Consider the following 19,793-nt stretch of genomic DNA (forward strand, 5'->3'; position numbering starts at 1 on the left):
AAGCGGCCAGTGGCTCACTATAGCGAATAATCCCCCTCCTTTTTTAAGCCTTAGAAAGTGTAGTTTAAATACGCTGTAACTGACCTTCCAGGTCCAGGTTGCAAGCCTGCAGGGCTAGAACCAATCCCGGTAAAATAATACTTCATGTTGAAGATGTTGTTGATTTGCAAGCTTCCTGTAACTCTGTGTCGTCCGTTTTCCCAAAAAATTTGGCTCACTTGGATATTCCACACCCAATACCAAGGCAAAAGCCCTTCATGCTGGGTCATACACCAAGCTTCGCATTGATAACCGCTATTAAGAACGCTTTCATAGTTGTTCCCCCCACTATAATATTGCATCCCGTAATAGCCTCCTGCTGCACTGTTGCTAATCCCGCTATAAGCGCGGCTATAAAAATAGCTAGAAATACCAATGGTGGTTTTATGCCAATTGTAGCGAGCGTCAAAAATGAACTGGAAAGGGCTTACAAAAGGGAAATGCTTGTTATAGCTAGTCCCTTTTAGCACATCCCCATTCAAGTCTGTTAAAGGGCCATGGCTAGTTACACGAGTGTCAATGTAGTTGAAAGCGGCATGGAATTGCAACCCTCTAATGGGTCTGTAATACAATTCTAGCTCCACGCCTTGAGAATAGCCATTAATGGGGCGCACATTACCTTTCATGGGACCGCTTGTATAGATTGAATACTGCCCGGTGGCAAAATCGCGCGCCCAAATCCTGAAGTAGTCCGCATTGAAGCTGAATTTATCCTTATAGGTGTAGCGCGCTCCTGCTTCCACCGTGTCAAAGTGTTGGGTAAAATACTCCGCTCCTCCATAGCTCAAAACGTCTAATTGAGGCGGGACGAAAGAGCGTTGGTAGTTGAAGTAGGTAAGCACATTGTGATCGCCTTGCACAGGGATAAAGCCAATGTTGGTTGAGGGCATCCAATTGTTCATGTGCTTGATTTTTCTTAAATCCTTCTCAGGGATTTGCATCCAGTTAGCCGCATTTTCGTTGTTGTATTGCACAAAAGCGTAGCGCAAACCAGGCACGATGAAAAAGCGCCCATCCCAAGCTTCAATGCGATCGCTCAAATAAACTGCTGTGTAATTGTTGTGCCAGTTGTTCCAGTTTCTATAAACGCCATGCTTGATGTGGGGTTGCCAACCGCTCATCACATTAGCGCCCTCACACAAGAATCCTGCCCCCTCACCGCTCGTTTTGGTGGCGCATTCATTGGTGTTTAAGTATTGGCGTTGTAAAAAGGTGGTGGTCATGAAACGCAAGCCCATGATAAAGGTTTGTTTGACTTTCCCGGTATTGACGATCAGATTCACTTTAGGCTCAAAAGCGTTATTGATGGAGCGCACAGGGTTTTCTACTTCTGCCCAGCCATTGTAGTTAGTCGCATAATAAGGCACAGCCAAGTTATACCCTGCCGGAAGTCCTGCCGCCCTGCATGCCGCTTCGCTAAAACAAGTAACCATGTTAGCGCTATTATAACTAGAGCTCACTTGAAAGTCCCTAGTCATCAACTGCCCGTAGTAGGTGAAGCTGAAAGTCCCGCCCACTCTGTCTAAATCCCCAAAGCGGTTTTCATACACAGCCCCAAAGCGTTGTGAGCGCCCGCCTTTTTGGTTTAAGGGGCGCAAATTAGCGAAGCGGTTTATTTTGTAATCTTGCTCGCTGAGTGATCCCGGTTGAGCGATAGCAAAATCGTAGTATTGGTAATAGGCTTTAATCCCGTTGTTTTCATTGATGTCATAGACCCCATCCAGCCAATAGTTTGAAATATTAGAGGGGCTATTGTCCCTAAAGCCTTGGCCTCTAACCCAGTTAGCTTGCGCTTGGATACCCACATGCTTATTGATCATCCCTCCGCTCCTCACATAGGTGTTATAGAGGAGATTATTGCCTAAAGACTTGATGAAAGAAGGATCGCCGGTTTTATCAGGGGGAGCGGCAAACCCGGCGTTTCTAGCCTTAGCCCAATAAGTGATCCTTTCAGCCGCTTGGTTTTCCCATTGAGTAGGGATAGGCTTAGTGATGATATTGACAATACCCCCATAAGTGTTAGGCCCATATTGCACGCTGCCTCCACCCTTAATCACATCAATGCGATCAATGGCTTGGAAGGTAACAGGGAAAATGTCTAGCTCAATGTGGGCGTAGGGGGCCATATAAACAGGAATACCATTAACTAACATGAGCGTCGCATCGCTATGCCCTGAACCCCCAGCTCCAAAGCCACGGATTTGGATAGTAGGCATAGCCCCCACACCTGTGGCATTCCTAATTTGCAGACCGGGGACATTCTGTAAAGCTTCTTCAATGCTTTGGTTAGCTTGTTGGGTGAGCGCTTTGTTAGAGATCACCGTGCGGCTTCCTGTGTATTTTTTCACTTCTTCATCTTGCCAACTCTTAGGCGCGGTAATCCCGCTATAACCCAAATTGACCTGCCCAGAATAGTCAGATCTATCCTTTTTACCGGCAGTAGAAACCTTGCCCAAAGTGTAGTCTTTATCCTTAGCGAACAAAGACTCTTGACAAATCAAGCTGGCAGTTAAAGCCAACAGAACTTTTTTATGCAACACAAACTCCTTGCGTTTTGAGAGATTTAAAAGTTGTTTAAATTTTTTAAGTAAAATCACACCAACGCCAATAGCAGTCGTAGGTAATAAAAACTAAAAAAACTTAATAACATGCAGGATTTTATGATAAAATTCTTAAATTTTTATTAATCCCATGAAGATCTTTTTTTTTTTTTGATTTCACTCAGTTTTAGTAGAAAATACCCATTTTTGACACACGATGAGCCTCTCACACCCTAAAACACAGAAGACATTTTTTGTATCAAATATTTGAGTGGTTTAACTTTTCAAAATACTGCCCCTTGTAGAATAAAATCCATAAACCGATAATCTGGGCCTAAGCTTTAAATGATCTCAAAAGTGCTAACGCCCTAAATGATTACTTTTTTGTGTTTGTGTATATACCATTTTAGTCTTAAAATCCTTTGTCAAAAGGATTTTTGTGCTGATTTTTTCTTGGTGCCTCCTGTCTTTAGATCTCATTTTTCAAATTTTTTATCGTTTGGTTTGAAAAGCGATCAGCTACTCATTGCAAAAGATCGCTCCTTATCTTTAAATTTACAGCGATTGATGATGAGATCCAAGATTTCTAAAACCTGCTTTTCTTCTTTATCGGTGTGTTTGACGCTCACCGTGGGGTTGTATTCGGTTACTTCAATGGCTCCTAATCGGTCTTTAAAATTTTCTAAAAGCAAGCCCAGTAATTGCTTTAATTCATCAAAACTCAGCCCGTTATTTTCACGCACGCCGGTAGAAGTGAAAAGCTTGCCATCCATAATGTCTAAATCCAGGCTGAGGTAAATAATATCCACCGCTTTTAATAATTCTTTGGTTTTTTGAACCACTTCATGCATGTTTTCTCTTATCGCGCCCACGCTAAATAAAGGGATTTCTAATTCCTTAATCACATCTCTTTCGCTCTGTTCTGTGCTTCTTACCCCAAAATACACCAAACATTTAGGATCAATTTCTAACCCTCCCTTTTCCAACCCCAAAGAGCAAAGCTTTTGCCATGCCTTTTCTTCGCTCTCACTCATGCGATTAAACCCGCTATGGACACGATTTAAAACCATGCCTAAAGGCATGCCGTGAATGTGCTTTGAATCGCTGTCATAAGCCGTGTGAATATCCGCATGCGCGTCTAAATACAAAATCCCTATTTTTTTGTCTTTATGAACGCTCCTAAAGGCTTGGAAAATCCCAAACATGTTCGCATGCTCTGAGCTTAAAATCAAAGGAAATTCCTTTTTCTCAAACACTTCTTTCATGCAAGGGATTAAATTTTCTTTACAAAAAAGGTAGTAATCTTCAAAATTCTTAGCGTATCTAAACTCCTTATAAAGCACGCACCGCTCTTGAGTGATCGTTTGCATGCCTTTAATTAAATCGCCATGCGTGGCGCTCAAAGCCTCTCTCAAACGCCTAACCCCTTTATCGGTGCCTCTTTTTGACGCTCCTAACTCCGCTTCTAATCCTACTAAAATCATTTTATAAGTCCTTTAAATCCCCACTCATATTTTTTATTCTAAACTAAAATCAACAATCAATTATTAATAAGCAAATGGATAATAAATAGAACAATTTCATTGTGTAAAAGAGTAAAACCATTCAAGTTTTTGACAGAAAAACACTCAAATAGTCTTATTGAGCGAATATAATCATAACTGACACTACTATTTAAAGGATTAACATGACTATTGGGCTAGTCAAAGAAAGCATGGATTTGGAATCACGAGTGGCTTTGGTGCCTGATGATGTGGCGCTAATTGCTCAAAAAGGCGTGGGGGTTTTGGTGGAAAATAACGCGGGCGCTAATAGCGGTTATAGTAACGAAGCGTATGAAAGCGTGGGGGCTAAAATCGTGGATTCTAAAACAGCGTGGGGACAGGATTTGGTGGTCAAATGCAAAGAGCCTTTAGAGCATGAATACCCTTTGTTAAAAGAAAAAGCGACTCTGTTTAGTTATTTGGATTTAGCGTATCAAAAAAGCTTGTGCGAAATGTTTATAGATAAAAAAATCACTTCTATTTGCACTGAAACCATTGCCGGGCCTAAAAACGACTACCCTATTTTAGCGCCTATGAGCGTGGTGGCTGGGAGGTTGGCCGCGCATTTAGTCCAGCATTATTTATTGGCTTTAGAGCATGTTAAGGGGTTTATGGGTAAGGGGGTCATGCTAGGGGGTTTATCGGGTGCGCAAAGGGCTAAAATCGTTGTGGTTGGAGGCGGTGTGGTTGGCATGGAGAGCGCGAAAGTCTTAAGCCAAATGGGGGCTAAAGTAACGATTTTAGAATTAGACTACGCTAAATTACAAAACCACCCCTATTATCATTTGTATGATTTAGAAGTTTTGAGCGTGAATGAAGCCAATATCATTCAAGCCTTAAATGGGGCGGTGGGGCTAGTGGGAGCGGTGCTGGTTACAGCGAGCCAAACCCCTAAAGTGATCTTAAGAAAGCATTTAAAACACATGCAAAAACAAGGGGTAGTCATTGATGTGGCTTGCGATTTAGGGGGGTGCATAGAGACCATACGCCAGACAAGCCATTCTAACCCGGTGTATGTGGAAGAGGATTTGTTGCATTATGGCGTGCCGAACATGCCAGGGATTGTCGCTAAAACGAGCTCTACGGCTTATAGCCATGCGAGCGTGCCGTATTTGTTGTATTATTTAGAGCATGGCTTGAAGGGTTTTTTAACAGCCAACACTAAAATCGTGACAAACACCCTTGGAGGCTTGAGCGCTTATAACGGCTATATCACCCAAGAAGGCATCGCTAAAGCGTTCAATCTGGCGTTCAAATCGCCTTTAGAGATTTTAAAGGAGCTTTAAAAATAAGCTTTAGCAAGGGTTTTAAAGGCCGCTTTAGGGTAAAGGTTTTTCTTTAGCTTAAGAAAGCTTTAAGCATAAATCCCTTAAAATCTTTCCACATTTAGCCTTTAAATAGTTTTTGTTAAATTTTTGACGGTTACAGAAACACACAAACACTCTTCTTTTGAACCTGTTTGACGGTTACAGAAACACACAAAAATCCCTTTTTTCCTTGTTGTTAAAACTACAAATAAGACTGAATGTTATTTTGATGTTTTAAGGAGTTTTTATGAGCAATACTTGTAATTGTAACAGCCAACGAGTGCCTTTTAAAGGTTTTGCGATAGACAACAAAGACGGGAAGTTCCACGAATGGGAGCATAGCCGCCATGCCATGGGCGAATACGATGTTGTCATTGACACCCATTTTTCAGGAATTTGTCATACGGATATCCACTTCGCTCATAGCGATTGGTTGCCTGGAATTTATCCTATGGTGCCTGGGCATGAGATTGCTGGGGTGGTGAGCGCGGTTGGCTCTAAGGTAACGAAGTTTAAAGTAGGCGATCACGCTGGAGTGGGTTGCATGGTAAATTCTTGCGGTGAGTGTCATACTTGTAAGCATGAACACCAAGAACAATGGTGCGAAAACAACAAAACCATTTACACTTACAGCTGGGAAGATTCTTTCCACAATAATGAGCCTACTTATGGCGGGTATTCTAACAATATTGTGGTGAGCGAAAACTTTGTGATTTCTATCCCTAAAGAAGCCCCATTAGACAAAGCGGCTCCCTTGCTTTGCGCGGGCATTACCGTGTATTCGCCTTTGAAATTTTCTAAAGTTACTAAAGGCTCTAAAGTGGGTATCGCTGGCTTTGGCGGGTTGGGGCACATGGCTTTAAAATACGCCGTGGCTATGGGAGCGCAAGTGAGCGTGTTCGCAAGGAACGACAAGAAAAAACAAATGGCTCAAAAACTAGGCGCGACTAACTTTTATACAAGCGTGGAAGAATGCAAAGAAAAATTTGATCTAATCATTTCTAGCATTCCCACGCAATATGACTTGCTCGCTTACACGAAATTATTAAAATATGGCGGTGAAGTGGCGGTTGTGGGTATCCCCCCAAAAGATCCGCAAAGGAATTTGGATTTTGGCGATTTGGTGCTGTTTTCAGGCAATCATAAGGTTTATGGCTCTTGGATTGGGGGCGTGAAAGAAACCCAAGAAATGATGGATTTTTCCATCAAGCATGGCATTTACCCTGAGATTGAGCTAGTTACCGGTCAAGAAATTGATGCGACTTGGGACAAACTCTTAAACGGGCAAGGGAATTTCCGCTATGTGATTGATATGAAAAAATCCATGGAAAATTTTAAGAAATAAACCCCAAAAACCCCTAAATTAGGGGTTCTTTTTTCCAACAAAAACCATGCGTTTTAATGCGTAGAAATATTTCAAAAAAAAAAAAAACACTTTTTAATGTTATAATCTACCTTAAACCATACAAGGGGTTTTTATGGCAAAAATTGAAAGCAACGATCTTAACCTAAGGGATATTTTAAAAGACGAACTCTACTATCAAATCCCGATCTACCAACGCCCTTATCAATGGACAGAAGAAAACTGCGAAAAGCTTTTAGACGATTTGTTTTCTAGCTATGAATATTATAAAGAAAGCGGTTATTTTTGCGGATCATTAGTTTTAATCGTAATTAACACAGATTCCGAAACTAACGCTGAAACCTATGATATTGTAGATGGCCAGCAACGCTTAAGCACTTTCATTCTGCTGGCAAAAGTTTTAGCCGCTCTCTATTCTGAGCGTTTAACCGAAAAGAGCAAAGACTATTTGCAAGAAAGCTTGATCACTAAGTATGGGAAAAAAGATCGGTTGAATTTTAGTGCCGTAGGGTTTAATTCTAAAAAAGATTTTCAATACGCCTTAACTTCTTTCAATGATGTTCCTGTAAGCAACAACAAGAACAATTACCTAAAGAATGCGATCTGTTTAAAAAACTATCTTAAAGAGAAAGAGATTAAAGACATTAACGATTTCATTAAGTGGTTATATTTTAAGGTCGTATTTATCAAAACCACTTGCCCCAATGTAAGTATGGCGTTAAGGATTTTTAGTGTTTTAAACGCTAGGGGTTTGGCTTTGAATGCGACGGATATTTTTAAGGGGGAATTGTTAAAACACGCTAAAGAACATGAACAAGAAGAATTTGTGTCTCGTTGGAATGATTTAAGCCAAAAATGTTCAGACAATGATTTAAAGATAGAAACCTTATTCAGTTGGTATTTAACCTATCTCAATCCGGTAACTTCTAAAGAAAAGACGGAAAAAAGGCTCGTTACTTGGTTTAACAAGCTTAACAAAACCCCCTTAGAATACCTTAAGGGCGTAGAAGATTTTTACAACGCTTATGGTGAGGTGTTAGGAATGCAAGACCGCCACGCCTACTTGCTCTCTTATGTGGCCGCTGATTATTGGCGCGTTGTTTTGTGCGCTAGTTTGTTGCACCACTATAGCGATCAAGACCTAGAGGCTTTAAAGGAGTTATTAGTCAAGTTTTGCTACCAAGATTGGGTTGCAGGGCAGACAAGATCCACACGCAGCCAAACTTGTTGCAACATTATTAATGCCTTGAAAGAAAAGAAAAGCATTGAAAATATCGCTTCTATTGTGAAAAAATATTTAGATAATAATAATGTAACACAACACTTTAAAGAAAACCTAGAAGATGACCATTTATACACGAAATTCTACTTTATCAATGGTAAAACGGCTAAAAAAAATTCATGGGTCAAGCCCATTCTCATTTTAGTCAATTACTTCATGAGCGATAACGCCAACCCCACTTATATTAAAATGGATGACGATTTGCATGTTGAATGCATTTTGCCCGAAAACCCCGATCCTTCAAGCCAATGGGTTAAAGACTTTAGCGAAGAAGAAAGAGGGTTATACACGCATTCTTTAGCCAACCTCACGCTTTTAGGGGGCAAGAAAAACACCAAAGCTTTAAGCCAAGCTTTAAGCCAAGCTTCAAATTTGGATTTCAAAGAGAAAAAAGAAATCTATATGGGACACGCTGTCAAGATAGGTAAGGACAAGCGAGGTAGGGAAAAAACTTTTAGGGTGATGACTTGTTATAAGATGACCATAGATGTTGCACAATACACAGAATGGACGCCCAAAAGCTTAGAAAAAAGAAAAGAAAAGTTAATTCAAATCATTGAGAGCGTGCTTAAGCTCTAGGGACGCGCCCCTAGAAAGTGAACACATAATTCACATACCACGAATACACGCGCCTAAACCCTATATCCAAATTTTTTGCAGTGATGTAGGGGTTTTTCTTCAGCATGGGGAATTTCACGCCCGCTTCAATGCTAGAATGTTTTAAGATCCTTAAACGAGCCCCCACATTGAATAAAAATTGGAAAGAAGTGGCTTTTTTGCTCACAAGGGCTTGCTCCACTAAAATGCCCTCAAAGCTCGGCGTCGCCATAAGCCATGAATTGCCGGCCAATTGCACCCCACCAAAAGCCCCCAAACTCATGATGCCGTTATTGATGACATTAACCATTAAATCCATAGCCCCCCCATAAGTGAGCATGTTGGGTTCAAAGGTTTTGGGATCAGCAAGGCTCGTTAAACGATTGATTTCTTGTTTCCCAAGAATTTGACCCGCCAATTGCGCCACTTCGCTGTTATAGTTAGGGTTTTTAAGCCTAATAGAATTAGCATGAGCGTAGTCAAAAAACCCATAAAGGCGCAAGCCAAAGTGTTTTTCAAAGAAAAATTGATACCCTAAAAGCGCATCAAAGCCCTTGATCGTAGCGTTAGTGGCTTGTTTTTGAGAATTAATATCCGCATGCATTTGGGCTTGCCCTTGCAAATAACCCGCCCCTATAAAAACGCCATTGCCATCCATGGCTAATAGCGCGTTCATAGAAACAATCAAAGCTAATAAAGATTGAGAAAAAAATTTTTTCATGTGTGATTCCTTAACATAATGTTTACATTCTTAAAAAGAATACCCAAAAAACAATTAAAAACGATTAAATAATGAAACATTAATAAAAATAAAAACTTTTCATGAATTTCACATAAGATGATAAAAAAGCAATTAAAACCCCTTTTTTAAAATTTTGTTTCAAGCTTTAAGCTACAATATACGCATGAAAGATTCACATCAAACTATCGGCGTGTTTGTGCGGCCCACCCATTATCAAAACCCTCTTTTTGAAGAGCTAGAGCAGGCTAAAGAATGGGTTTTAAAGCTTTTAGAAGATGAGGGGTTTGGAAGCTTTATGATTGATAGCCTTGATGGGGCAAAAGACGAACGATTGATAGAAAAAGCTTACGCGTTTTTGTGTTTAGGGGGCGATGGCACGATTTTAGGAGCGTTAAGAATGACGCATTCTTACAACAAGCCATGTTTTGGGGTGAGAATTGGGAATTTAGGGTTTTTGAGCGCGGTTGAATTGAACGGGTTGAAAGATTTCTTACAAGATCTCAAGCACAACAGGATCAAATTAGAAGAGCATTTGGCTTTAGAGGGCCGTATTGGAAACACCTCTTTTTATGCGATCAATGAAATCGTGATCGCTAAAAAAAAAGCTTTAGGGGTTTTAGACATCAAAGCATGCGCGGGCCATACGCCCTTTAACACCTATAAAGGCGATGGGCTTATCATTGCCACGCCCCTAGGCTCGACCGCTTATAATTTGAGCGCTCATGGGCCCATTGTGCATGCCTTAAGCCAAAGCTATATTTTAACGCCCTTGTGCGATTTTTCTTTAACGCAACGCCCTTTAGTGTTAGGAGCGGAATTTTGTTTGAATTTTTGCGCTCATGAGGACGCTCTTGTGGTTATTGACGGGCAAGCCACCTATGATTTAGAAGCCAACCAACCCCTATACATTCAAAAAAGTCCCACCACCACCAAGCTCTTACAAAAAAATTCAAGGGATTATTTTAAGGTGCTTAAAGAGAAGCTATTATGGGGGGAAAGCCCTAGCAAAAAGAGATAAAAAAAGGGTAAAAAACATGCGAGATTTCAATAACGCTCAAATCACACGCTTAAAAGTGCGTCAAAACGCTGTTTTTGAAAAATTGGATCTGGAGTTTAAAGACGGCTTGAGCGCGATTAGTGGGGCTAGTGGGGTGGGAAAAAGCGTTCTTATTGCGAGCCTTTTAGGGGCGTTTGGGCTTAAAGAAAGCAACGCTTCAAACATTGAAGTGGAATTGATCGCGCCTTTTTTAGACACGGAAGAATACGGCATTTTTAGAGAAGATAACCACGAACCTTTAGTCATCAGCGTGATTAAAAAAGAAAAAACGCGCTATTTTTTAAACCAAACGAGCCTGTCTAAAAACATGCTCAAAGCGTTATTAAAAGGTTTGATCAAACGCCTATCTAACGACAGATTCAGCCAGAATGAACTCAATGATACTTTAATGCTCTCCTTACTAGATGGCTATATTCAAAACGAAAACCAGGCGTTTAGCCCCCTTTTAGGCGCGCTTGAAGAAAAATTCACCCATTTAGAAAAGCTAGAAAAAGAAAGGCGATCGTTAGAGGATAAAAAGCGTTTCCAAAAGGATTTAGAAGAGCGTTTGAATTTTGAAAAAATGAAATTAGAGAGGCTGGATTTAAAAGAAGACGAATACGAACGCCTTTTAGAGCAAAAAAAATTGCTCTCTAGTAAGGAAAAATTGAACGATAAAATCGCTTTGGCGTTAGACGTGCTAGAAAATACCCATAAAATCACGCATGCTTTAGAGAGCGTGGGCCATAGCGCTGAATTTTTAAAAAGCGCTTTATTAGAAGCGAGCACTCTATTGGAAAAAGAGCAGGCTAAATTAGAAGAGTGCGAGAATTTGGATATTGAAAAGGTGTTAGAAAGGCTTGGCATGCTGAGCGGGATCATTAAGGATTACGGGAGCATTGCGCATGCTAAAGAACGCTTAGCGCATGTTAAAAATGAGCTTCATAATTTAGAAGAGATTGACCTTCATTGTGAAACTTACCACAAAGAAATAGAGCGATTGAAAACCGAATGCTTGAAATTGTGCGAAGAAATAAGCGGCTTTAGAAAAGAGCATTTAGCCGGTTTTAACGCTCTTTTAAGCGATAAGGCTAAAGATTTGCTCTTAAAAAGCCCTAGTTTGATCTTAGAAGAAGCCCCCATGAGCGAAAAAGGCGCTCAAAAACTCGTTTTACATTTACAAAATTCCCAATTAGAAACTTTAAGCTCTGGAGAATACAGCCGTTTGAGGTTGGCGTTCATGCTTTTAGAAATGGAGTTTTTAAAGGATTTTAAAGGCGTGTTGGTGTTAGATGAAATGGATTCCAATTTGAGCGGTGAAGAGAGTTTGGCGGTCTCTAAAGCCCTTGAAACCTTAAGCAGCCATTCGCAAATCTTTGCCATTTCGCACCAAGTCCATATCCCAGCGCTCGCTAAAAACCATATTTTAGTTTTCAAAGAAAACCACAAAAGCCTTGCAAAAACCCTTAATAACGAAGAAAGGGTTTTAGAAATCGCGCGCATGATAGGGGGGAGCGAAAACATTGAGAGCGCGATTTCTTTCGCTAAAGAAAAATTAAAGGCGCAAGAATGAAATTTTTTCTTTTAAAGAAATTCAGCGAATTTTTAAACACCCAAACGCATTTTAACCTCAAACGCTTGAGCGCGTCTAGCTTTTTATTAGAGGCTTTTTCTAAAGAAAAACACGCCTTTGTTGTGGATTTGAACGCGCCTTATATCGGTTTGTCCAAAAAACCCCCAGAAAGCGTTTTGAAAAACACTTTAGCGTTAGATTTTTGTTTGAATAAATTCACTAAAAACGCCAAAATTTTACAAGCAAACATCATTGATAACGATCGGATTTTGGAAATCAAGGGCGCTAAAGATTTAGCTTATAAGAGTGAAAATTTTATTTTGCGTTTAGAAATGATCCCTAAAAAAACCAACCTCATGATTTTAGATCAAGAAAAATGCGTGATAGAGGCCTTTCGTTTTAATGACAGGGTCGCTAAAAACGATATTTTAGGGGCATTGCCTCCTAATATTTACGAGCATCAAGAGGAGGATTTGGATTTTAAGGGATTGTTAGAAATTTTAGAAAAAGATTTTTTATCCTATCAGCACAAAGAATTGGAACACAAAAAAAATCAAATCATCAAACGCTTAAACGCCCAAAAAGAACGCTTGAAAGAAAAATTAGAAAAATTAGAAGATCCTAAAAATTTACAATTGGAAGCGAAAGAATTGCAAACTCAAGCCTCTTTATTACTCACTTACCAGCATTTAATCCATAAGCATGAAAGCCGCGTGGTTTTAAAGGATTTTGAAGATAAGGAGTGTGCGATTGAAATTGATAAGAGCATGCCCTTAAACGCTTTTATCAATAAAAAATTCACTCTCAGCAAAAAAAAGAAACAAAAATCGCAATTCTTGTATTTAGAAGAAGAGAATCTAAAAGAAAAAATCGCTTTTAAAGAAAATCAAATCAACTATGTTAAAGGAGCGCAAGAAGAAAGCGTTTTAGAAATGTTTATGCCCTTTAAAAATTCTAAAATCAAACGCCCGATGAGCGGGTATGAAGTGCTGTATTATAAGGATTTTAAAATCGGCTTAGGGAAAAACCAAAAAGAAAATATCAAGCTTTTACAAGACGCAAGAGCGAATGATTTGTGGATGCATGTAAGAAATATTCCCGGATCGCATTTGATCGTTTTCTGCCAAAAGAACGCGCCCAAAGATGAGGTCATCATGGAATTAGCCAAAATGTTGATTAAAATGCAAAAAGATGTGTTTAATAGTTACGAAATTGACTACACGCAGCGAAAATTTGTCAAAATCATCAAAGGAGCTCATGTCATTTACTCAAAATACCGAACTATTAGTCTAAAGGACACTTAAACATTCTAAGGAGGTTAGCATGGGTGTTTCAGCTTTAGGCAATGTAACTTATATCAACCAAAACGCTCCTTTAAATTCGGCTATCCAACAGGGTGCAAGAAGTGATATGCTGGATTTAGCGCAAAGCTTTCAAAGTAAGCTTGAATTAGCCCAAGAAACAAGAGCGTTAGAAAACATGCAAGCCATTAGCGATAAAGATCCTAAAGAAGGCTCTAAAAACCGCTATCCAAACAGCCAAAGGGCTAAGGCGTTTGGCTTGGAAGAAGAAGAAATTGAATTGTGGCATGAAGAACATTTGCTGGATATTGTGGGGTAGGGTGTCGCAAATAACCCCTATCCTTTCATGAGTTTAAAATAAAATAATCAAGTCCCCGTTTTTTAAACATTAAAAGATTTTAGCTATCAATATCAATCACAATAGAATCTTATATTTTTAATAAAAGGGAATGCGTCATGTTAAGGGGTGTCAAAAAAGCGGTTTTTAGGGTTTTAGGTTTGGGGGCGTTGTGTTTAGGGGGGTTAATGGCAGAGCAAGACTCTAAAGAGCTTATATTTTCAGGTATCACTATTTACACGGATAAAAATTTCACTAGGGCTAAGGAATACTTTGAAAAAGCTTGCGAATTACACGATGCTGATGGTTGCGCAATCTTAAGAGAGGCTTATTCTAAAGCCATAGCGAGCGAAAACGCAAGAGAAAGCATTGAAAAAGCTCTTGAACACACCGCTACTGCTAAAGCTTGCAAATCAAACGATGCTGAAAAATGCAAGGACTTAGCAGAGTTTTATTTTAATGCAAACGATCTTAAAAATGCTTTAGAATATTACTCTAAAGCTTGTAAGTTAAATAATGTTGAAGGGTGTATGCTTTCAGCAACTTTTTATAACGATATGATAAAGGGTTTGAAAAAAGATAAAAAAGATCTAGAATATTATTCTAAAGCTTGCGAGTTAAACTATGGTGATGGCTGTGCGATTTTAGGGGATATTTATCATAATGGTGAAGGCGTAACACAAAATTTTAAAAAAGCTTTCAAATATTACTCTAAAGCTTGCAAGTTAAATAATGGTGAAGGGTGTTCTAAATTAGGAGGGGATTATTTTTTTGGTGAAATCGTAACGCAAGATCTTAAAAAAGCTTTTGGATATTACTCTAAAGCTTGCGAATTAAACGAAGCTCTAACATGCACGCTTGTAGGAGAGTTTTATCGTGATGGTGAAGGCGTAGCAAAGGATCTTAAAAAAGCTTTTGAATATTCTGCCAAAGCTTGTGAATTGAACGATGCTAAAGGGTGTTACGCTCTAGCAGAGTTTTATAATGAGGGTAAAGGCGTAGCAAAGGATGAAAAGCAAACGACAGAAAACCTTGAAAAGAGTTGCAAGCTAGGATTAAAAGAAGCATGCGATATTCTCAAAGAACAAAAACAATAAAATCCTAGCCCTAACCAAGCCCCATTAAACAGCTTTCGTTTAACTGGTTGCTTTTATGATATTGAACAAGCCCTTTGTCCTCTCAAAAAGAGAAAATGGCGATGGGATCTCCTGGTATCTGGATCTTGGGGGTCTTTTGATGAGAGTGTTAGCGCATTTGGAAAAATCAATCAAATCCATCGTCGTTTTGATGTAGCTGGGCAAGTTTAATAGGCATATTTCAAAGAGCTTATAGCTCGCTAAAGCGTCCGCATAGGCTCTGTGGCTGACTTCTATGCCAAACCCTAAAAGCTCTTTTAAAAAGCTCAAAGAATAACGCATGGACAAAATAGCGCGTTTGGATAAATCCAAAGTGCAAAGCTTTAAATTCAATAAGGGGCAATGCAATTTCTCTACAAAATAACGCCCTAAAAAATTGTAATCAAAATTAGCGTTATGGGCTACAAACACGCTATTGCCTAAAAAAAGCCGCAATTCTTGCAAAGCTTCATGCACGCTTGGGGCGTTTAGGGTGTCTTCATAAGTGATGCCTGTAAGATCAGAAATATAATCAGGCACGCTTTTGACTTTCACAAGGGTTTCAAAACGATTAATAATTTCCCCCCCCCTCACTTGCACGGCCCCGATTTCTAAAATCTCATGTTTTAGGGGGCAAGAGCCGGTGGTCTCTAAATCAATAAAGGAAAAAACCTCATCTTTAAGGGGGGTTTTAAGGTTTTTGAGCGTGATTAAATTTTCGCTCGTTTCTATGAAATTAAGCCCGCATGCTTTTAAATACTCCAAATTGACTTCATCATAAATAAGGCGAGAGAGCGATTTTTCTAGCATGCTTAAGCTTAAATCCTGGTGCTTTAAGCGAGCGATTAGGGCTTGAATGTCTTTATGCAAGAGACTGTCTAGCATTCTGTAAGCCTTCAATAGCCAGCTTACGATCTTTGGATTTAAAAATATAACTCCCTGAAACCACCACATCCACGCCCACTTGTTGGAGTTCAAAGATATTTTTATCATTCACGCCCCCATCCACTTCTAAAAGACAGCTAGGGTTGTAGCGTTTGATCAATTCTTTAACTTTCAAACACTTTTCTAGCACCAGATCTAAAAACTTCTGCCCGCCAAAGCCCGGATTCACGCTCATTAAAAGCACTAGCCCCACGCTTTCTAGCAAGTATTTAACGCTCTCTTCATGCGTGTGGGGGTTTAGAACAATTCCTGGCGTGATGCCTAAACTTTTAATGAGTTGCAACACCCTATGGGGGTGTTTTTCATTTTCTGCATGAATGCTGATGATTTGCGGGTTTAAAGGAGCGAATAATTCTACAAAAAAGCCCGCATTTTCTACCATTAAATGCACATCTAAAGGCACTTGGCTCATTTGAGTAACATTCTCTAAAACCACAGGCCCCATGGTTAAATTAGGCACATAATGCCCATCCATCACATCCACATGTAAAAAATCAGCGTTACTCACGCTCTCTATCTCTTTGGCTAAATGCATAAAATCAGCGCTCAAAAGGCTCGGAGCTACTTTCAAAATACTTCCCTATTTTCAATGTTTTCAAGTAAAATATTAGCATCTTTAATCAAATCATAAAAGGGTTTTTATGGATTACAAACATTTTAAAGGCAAGCATGCAAACATCGTTATAGAAATCATCAGTCTTTTAGAAAAAGGGGTTAAAAAAGCCCAAGAGATTTTAGAAAAGCCGGACGCTGGGAGTTACACGAAGTTAGAAAACAGCAGCGGGGATACGCCTATTAAAGCGGATTTAGCCCTAGATAAGTTTTTAGAAGAAAATTTTTTGAGTTTAGAAAACATCAAAAGCGTTTTTAGCGAAGAAAAAGAAAAACCTGTTACTAAAGAAAACGGCTCTTACTTGATCGCTTATGACCCCTTAGATGGGAGTTCAGTCATGGAGGCGAATTTCTTAGTAGGCACGATTATAGGGGTTTATGAAAAGGATTATAAGGCGCAAAATTTAGTTGCAAGCCTTTATGTGGTTTTTGGGCATAAAATAGAATTAGTGGTGGCTTTAGAAGAAGTTTATCGTTACGCTTTTTATCAGAACAAGTTTCATTTTATAGAAACCATCGTTTTAGAAAATAAGGGTAAAATCGTCGCTAGTGGGGGCAATCAAAAGGATTTTTCTTTGGGCTTGAAAAAGGCTTTAGAAGGGTTTTTTGCAGAAAATTACCGCTTACGATACTCAGGATCTATGGTGGCTGATGTCCATCATGTGTTAATCAAAAAGGGCGGAATGTTTTCCTATCCGCAAAAGAAATTACGCAAGCTTTTTGAAGTCTTTCCTTTAGCCTTGATCATTGAAAAAGCTAAAGGGGAAGCGTTTTATTTTGATAAGGGGGTTAAAAAGCGTTTGCTAGATCAAAGCGTAGAAAGCTACCATGAAAAAAGCGAATGCTATTTAGCCAGCCAGCATGAAGCTCAGATTTTAGAAAAATATTTAAAGGGAGAATGATGCAAAATAGCGCTAAAAAATTAGAATATGAAGAGCGTTTCAATGACGCTCTTTTGAAATTACAAGCATGCCAAGAAGAAAAGCAGGTAACGAGTTGCTTGAAATGCGAGAAGGTTTTGAATTGCAAGATCCGCAACAGCTATGTGGATGCGGCTTATGAGAGCATGAGTTTAGGCGAAGCGGGTGGGTTTGATTTCAATTAAAATGGGATGAAAATGGCTAGTAATGCTCTCTTGCAAAAGAATTTAGACGCTTTTTACACCCACCCCAAAATCGCACGATTTTGCTTGCGGATTATAAATCTCATCATAAGTTTAAAGGAATGTGAATTTAGATAGTAAGGAAAGTTTTTATCAAGTTTTTCTTAATGATTATTTCAACCACTGATTTATTGCCCATTTATCTATTTCTCGTAAAACACGAGTTTATTTTTAATGTGAAGAAATTGATGATTAGTCTTAAAAACGAGACTAAATAAAGAAAGTTGAAAAGTTAGAAGAAACAACCTTAAAGGTTGTTTGCTAAAATCTCACTTCATTTGCAAAGCCACTTCTTCAGCGAAATTCTCTGCCTTTTTCTCAATGCCTTCGCCCAATTCAAAACGCGCATACTCAGTGATTTTTAAATCATCATTCCATTCTTTGGAACAATCAGCAACCACTTGAGCGATAGTTTTTTTATCGTCCATGACATAGAATTGCCCTAAAAGAGTCAGGCGTTGATCAATAAGGGTGTTATCAGCGATGAATCTTTCCATCTTTCCAGGAACGATTTTATCCCAGATTTTTTCAGGCTTACCCTGTTCTTTTAGTTCGTTTTCAAAAGCCTTTTTTTGATGGGCTAAAACTTCATCGCTCAATTCAATGCGACTCCCAAAAGTGGGGATGTTTTTCAAAGGTTTGCCCAAGCGTTTAGCCTCTTCATTGTCTTTTTCAATTTCAGCGATCAAGGCTAAGGTTTCTTTTTTGACAAAATCAAGGCTAAAGTCTTTGCAATCTAGCACTTGAGGCTTCATCGCTGCGGCATGCATAGCGATGTTTCGGGCTAGTTCAACCACTTTTGGAGCGTTTTTCTCATTATCGTATTTTATACCGATTAACACGCCCACTCTGGCGTTAGAATGTGCATAACCATTGACAATATGAGAGCTAGGGGCTTTTAAATGAGCGATTTTTCTCACTAAAATGTTTTCACCAATCACAGCGATTTGAGAATGCAAATATTCTTCAAAAGGCTTGTTGTCTAATGGGCTTTTAAGCAACTCTTCTGAGGTATGAATGTTGTGGGCTTTGATCGTTTCTAAAGTTTTTTTAACCAATTCCTTAAAGCCCTCATTTTTAGCCACAAAATCCGTTTCGCTATTGATTTCTACCATCATTGCGCTTTTAAAATCAGGCGCGACTTCTAAAGCGACTACGCCCTCAGCAGCGATCCTATCGGCTTTTTTAGCGGCTTTACTCAAGCCTTTTTCGCGCAAGAAATCAATGGCCTTTTGCAAATCCCCAGCCACTTCCACAAGAGCCTTTTTGCAATCCATCATGCCCGCATCGGTTAAGTCCCTTAATTTTTTGACTAGTTGAGCGCTAATTCCTGACATTATTCGGCTCCTTGAGTGATTTCTTTTTGGATTTCAGCGAGCATTTCTTCTTTTTCTTCATTGCTCACAAACTCTATCTCTTCGCTATTTTCATCCGCATGGACGATTTCTTCTTGCATGAGTTCTCGCCCTTCTAAAATCGCTTCGCTCATTTCTTTACAAAATAGCCTAATAGAGCGGATCGCATCGTCATTTCCAGGAATGGGGTAATCCACCAAATCAGGGTCGCAGTTAGTGTCTAAGGGAGCCACGATAGGGATATGGAGTTTCCTTGCTTCAGCGACAGCGATTTTTTCTTTAGCCACATCAATCACAAAAATCATATCGGGGATTTTTTTCATGTGGCGCACCCCACCAAGATATTTATCCAGCTTTTCTTTTTTCCTCAAAATCATGAGTTTTTCTTTTTTAGTCAATAGATCAATTTGACCGCTATTTTCCATTTCTTCAATGATTTCTAATTTTCTCACCGATTTTCTAATGGTGCTAAAATTAGTCAGCATGCCACCAAGCCAGCGGTAATTGACATAAGGGACTTGAATGCTTTCAGCAAATTCTTTCAAAGTCTCATTGGCTTGTTTTTTAGTGCCTACAAACATGATGCTCTTGCCTTGAGCGCTCGCATCGCGCACGATATTATAAGTGTATCTAAAATAGCGCAAGGTTTTTTGCAAATCAATAATATGGATATTTTTCCTAACGCCAAAAATGAATTTTTTGGTTTTAGGGTTCCAACGCCTTGTTTGGTGTCCAAAATGCACACCGCATTCTAATAAATCTTTCATGGTTACCATGAGAATATTCTCCTTAAAGTTATTTTGGTTCTCTTCCTCCATGCTCATTTGATTCTTAAATTCTTAAGAACACCTAAATACAAGGATTAGCATGTGTGAATTTGACGCTGTCTTTGCCTTGTTCCTATTAAAATGATAGAAAAATGACAAAACCCTATGATTATAGC

General features: G+C 39.3%; 17 protein-coding genes. 10 read left to right on the forward strand and 7 right to left on the reverse strand.

The features are described from left to right. Positions 1–50 precede the first annotated feature (50 nt). Together EAL44_RS00510 and rocF are read right to left on the reverse strand one after the other, a co-directional pair. The gene (locus EAL44_RS00510) at positions 51–2,576 is read right to left on the reverse strand and encodes a TonB-dependent receptor family protein (RefSeq protein WP_162970305.1); all 2,526 of its coding nucleotides are present in this window, start codon (positions 2,574–2,576) and stop codon (positions 51–53) included. 518 nt (positions 2,577–3,094) lie between these two features. After that, positions 3,095–4,063, reverse strand: a complete 969-nt coding sequence (gene rocF / locus EAL44_RS00515) for an arginase (RefSeq protein ID WP_121073558.1) — start codon at positions 4,061–4,063, stop codon at positions 3,095–3,097. 203 nt (positions 4,064–4,266) lie between these two features. Between rocF and EAL44_RS00520 the strand changes: the two genes are divergently transcribed. From EAL44_RS00520 to EAL44_RS00530, 3 genes are all read left to right on the forward strand, one after another. Next, positions 4,267–5,409, forward strand: a complete 1,143-nt coding sequence (locus tag EAL44_RS00520) for an alanine dehydrogenase (protein ID WP_121073561.1) — start codon at positions 4,267–4,269, stop codon at positions 5,407–5,409. Positions 5,410–5,677: 268 nt separating this feature from the next. Further along, a complete protein-coding gene (locus tag EAL44_RS00525) occupies positions 5,678–6,775 on the forward strand; it encodes an NAD(P)-dependent alcohol dehydrogenase (RefSeq protein WP_121073564.1) in 1,098 nt (365 codons plus the stop codon). Between the two features lie 133 nt (positions 6,776–6,908). Continuing rightward, positions 6,909–8,654: a DUF262 domain-containing protein gene (locus EAL44_RS00530; protein WP_121073567.1), complete on the forward strand. Its 1,746-nt coding sequence runs from the start codon at positions 6,909–6,911 to the stop codon at positions 8,652–8,654. A 10-nt stretch (positions 8,655–8,664) separates the two neighbouring features. On the opposite strand, the gene EAL44_RS00535 is transcribed toward EAL44_RS00530, so the two are convergent. Beyond that, positions 8,665–9,393, reverse strand: a complete 729-nt coding sequence (locus EAL44_RS00535; RefSeq protein ID WP_121073570.1) for an outer membrane protein — start codon at positions 9,391–9,393, stop codon at positions 8,665–8,667. A gap of 184 nt (positions 9,394–9,577) precedes the next feature. On the opposite strand from EAL44_RS00535, the gene EAL44_RS00540 reads away from it, so the two are divergent. The 5 genes from EAL44_RS00540 (at position 9,578) to hcpG (ending at position 14,758) form a co-directional block, all read left to right on the forward strand. Then, positions 9,578–10,432: an NAD(+)/NADH kinase gene (locus EAL44_RS00540; RefSeq protein ID WP_121074150.1), complete on the forward strand. Its 855-nt coding sequence runs from the start codon at positions 9,578–9,580 to the stop codon at positions 10,430–10,432. A gap of 16 nt (positions 10,433–10,448) precedes the next feature. Next, complete coding sequence (locus EAL44_RS00545; RefSeq protein WP_121073573.1) at positions 10,449–12,023, forward strand: DNA repair protein RecN; 1,575 nt, start codon at positions 10,449–10,451, stop codon at positions 12,021–12,023. Continuing rightward, positions 12,020–13,327: an NFACT family protein gene (locus EAL44_RS00550; protein ID WP_121073576.1), complete on the forward strand. Its 1,308-nt coding sequence runs from the start codon at positions 12,020–12,022 to the stop codon at positions 13,325–13,327. Before EAL44_RS00545 ends, EAL44_RS00550 begins: the two co-directional genes overlap by 4 nt. A gap of 19 nt (positions 13,328–13,346) precedes the next feature. Beyond that, positions 13,347–13,643 carry a hypothetical protein gene (locus tag EAL44_RS00555; RefSeq protein ID WP_000539097.1) on the forward strand — a complete coding sequence of 99 codons (297 nt, stop codon included), beginning with the start codon at positions 13,347–13,349 and terminating at the stop codon, positions 13,641–13,643. Between the two features lie 137 nt (positions 13,644–13,780). After that, on the forward strand, positions 13,781–14,758 hold the full coding sequence (gene hcpG, locus EAL44_RS00560; protein ID WP_121073579.1) for a Sel1-like repeat protein HcpG: 978 nt from the start codon (positions 13,781–13,783) through the stop codon (positions 14,756–14,758). Positions 14,759–14,797: 39 nt separating this feature from the next. Here hcpG and EAL44_RS00565 read toward each other — a convergent pair whose 3' ends face one another. Together EAL44_RS00565 and rpe are read right to left on the reverse strand one after the other, a co-directional pair. Beyond that, the gene (locus EAL44_RS00565) at positions 14,798–15,661 is read right to left on the reverse strand and encodes a 3'-5' exonuclease (RefSeq protein ID WP_121073582.1); all 864 of its coding nucleotides are present in this window, start codon (positions 15,659–15,661) and stop codon (positions 14,798–14,800) included. Continuing rightward, a complete protein-coding gene (gene rpe / locus EAL44_RS00570; protein ID WP_121073585.1) occupies positions 15,639–16,292 on the reverse strand; it encodes a ribulose-phosphate 3-epimerase in 654 nt (217 codons plus the stop codon). The genes EAL44_RS00565 and rpe overlap by 23 nt, the downstream gene beginning before the upstream one ends. A 70-nt stretch (positions 16,293–16,362) precedes the next feature. Between rpe and EAL44_RS00575 the strand changes: the two genes are divergently transcribed. Together EAL44_RS00575 and EAL44_RS00580 are read left to right on the forward strand one after the other, a co-directional pair. Then, positions 16,363–17,235, forward strand: a complete 873-nt coding sequence (locus tag EAL44_RS00575; RefSeq protein ID WP_121073588.1) for a class 1 fructose-bisphosphatase — start codon at positions 16,363–16,365, stop codon at positions 17,233–17,235. Continuing rightward, positions 17,235–17,438: a hypothetical protein gene (locus tag EAL44_RS00580; protein WP_001912263.1), complete on the forward strand. Its 204-nt coding sequence runs from the start codon at positions 17,235–17,237 to the stop codon at positions 17,436–17,438. The genes EAL44_RS00575 and EAL44_RS00580 overlap by 1 nt, the downstream gene beginning before the upstream one ends. Positions 17,439–17,764: 326 nt before the next feature. Here the strand turns inward: EAL44_RS00580 and tsf are convergent, their stop codons facing one another. Next, positions 17,765–18,832 (reverse strand): translation elongation factor Ts, encoded by a 1,068-nt coding sequence (gene tsf / locus EAL44_RS00585; protein ID WP_121073591.1) that lies wholly within the window; start codon positions 18,830–18,832, stop codon positions 17,765–17,767. Beyond that, positions 18,832–19,626: a 30S ribosomal protein S2 gene (gene rpsB / locus EAL44_RS00590; protein ID WP_000258276.1), complete on the reverse strand. Its 795-nt coding sequence runs from the start codon at positions 19,624–19,626 to the stop codon at positions 18,832–18,834. The genes tsf and rpsB overlap by 1 nt, the downstream gene beginning before the upstream one ends. Positions 19,627–19,793 lie beyond the last annotated feature (167 nt).

Source organism: Helicobacter pylori (assembly GCF_003637685.1).
Taxonomy (GTDB): domain Bacteria; phylum Campylobacterota; class Campylobacteria; order Campylobacterales; family Helicobacteraceae; genus Helicobacter; species Helicobacter pylori_CJ.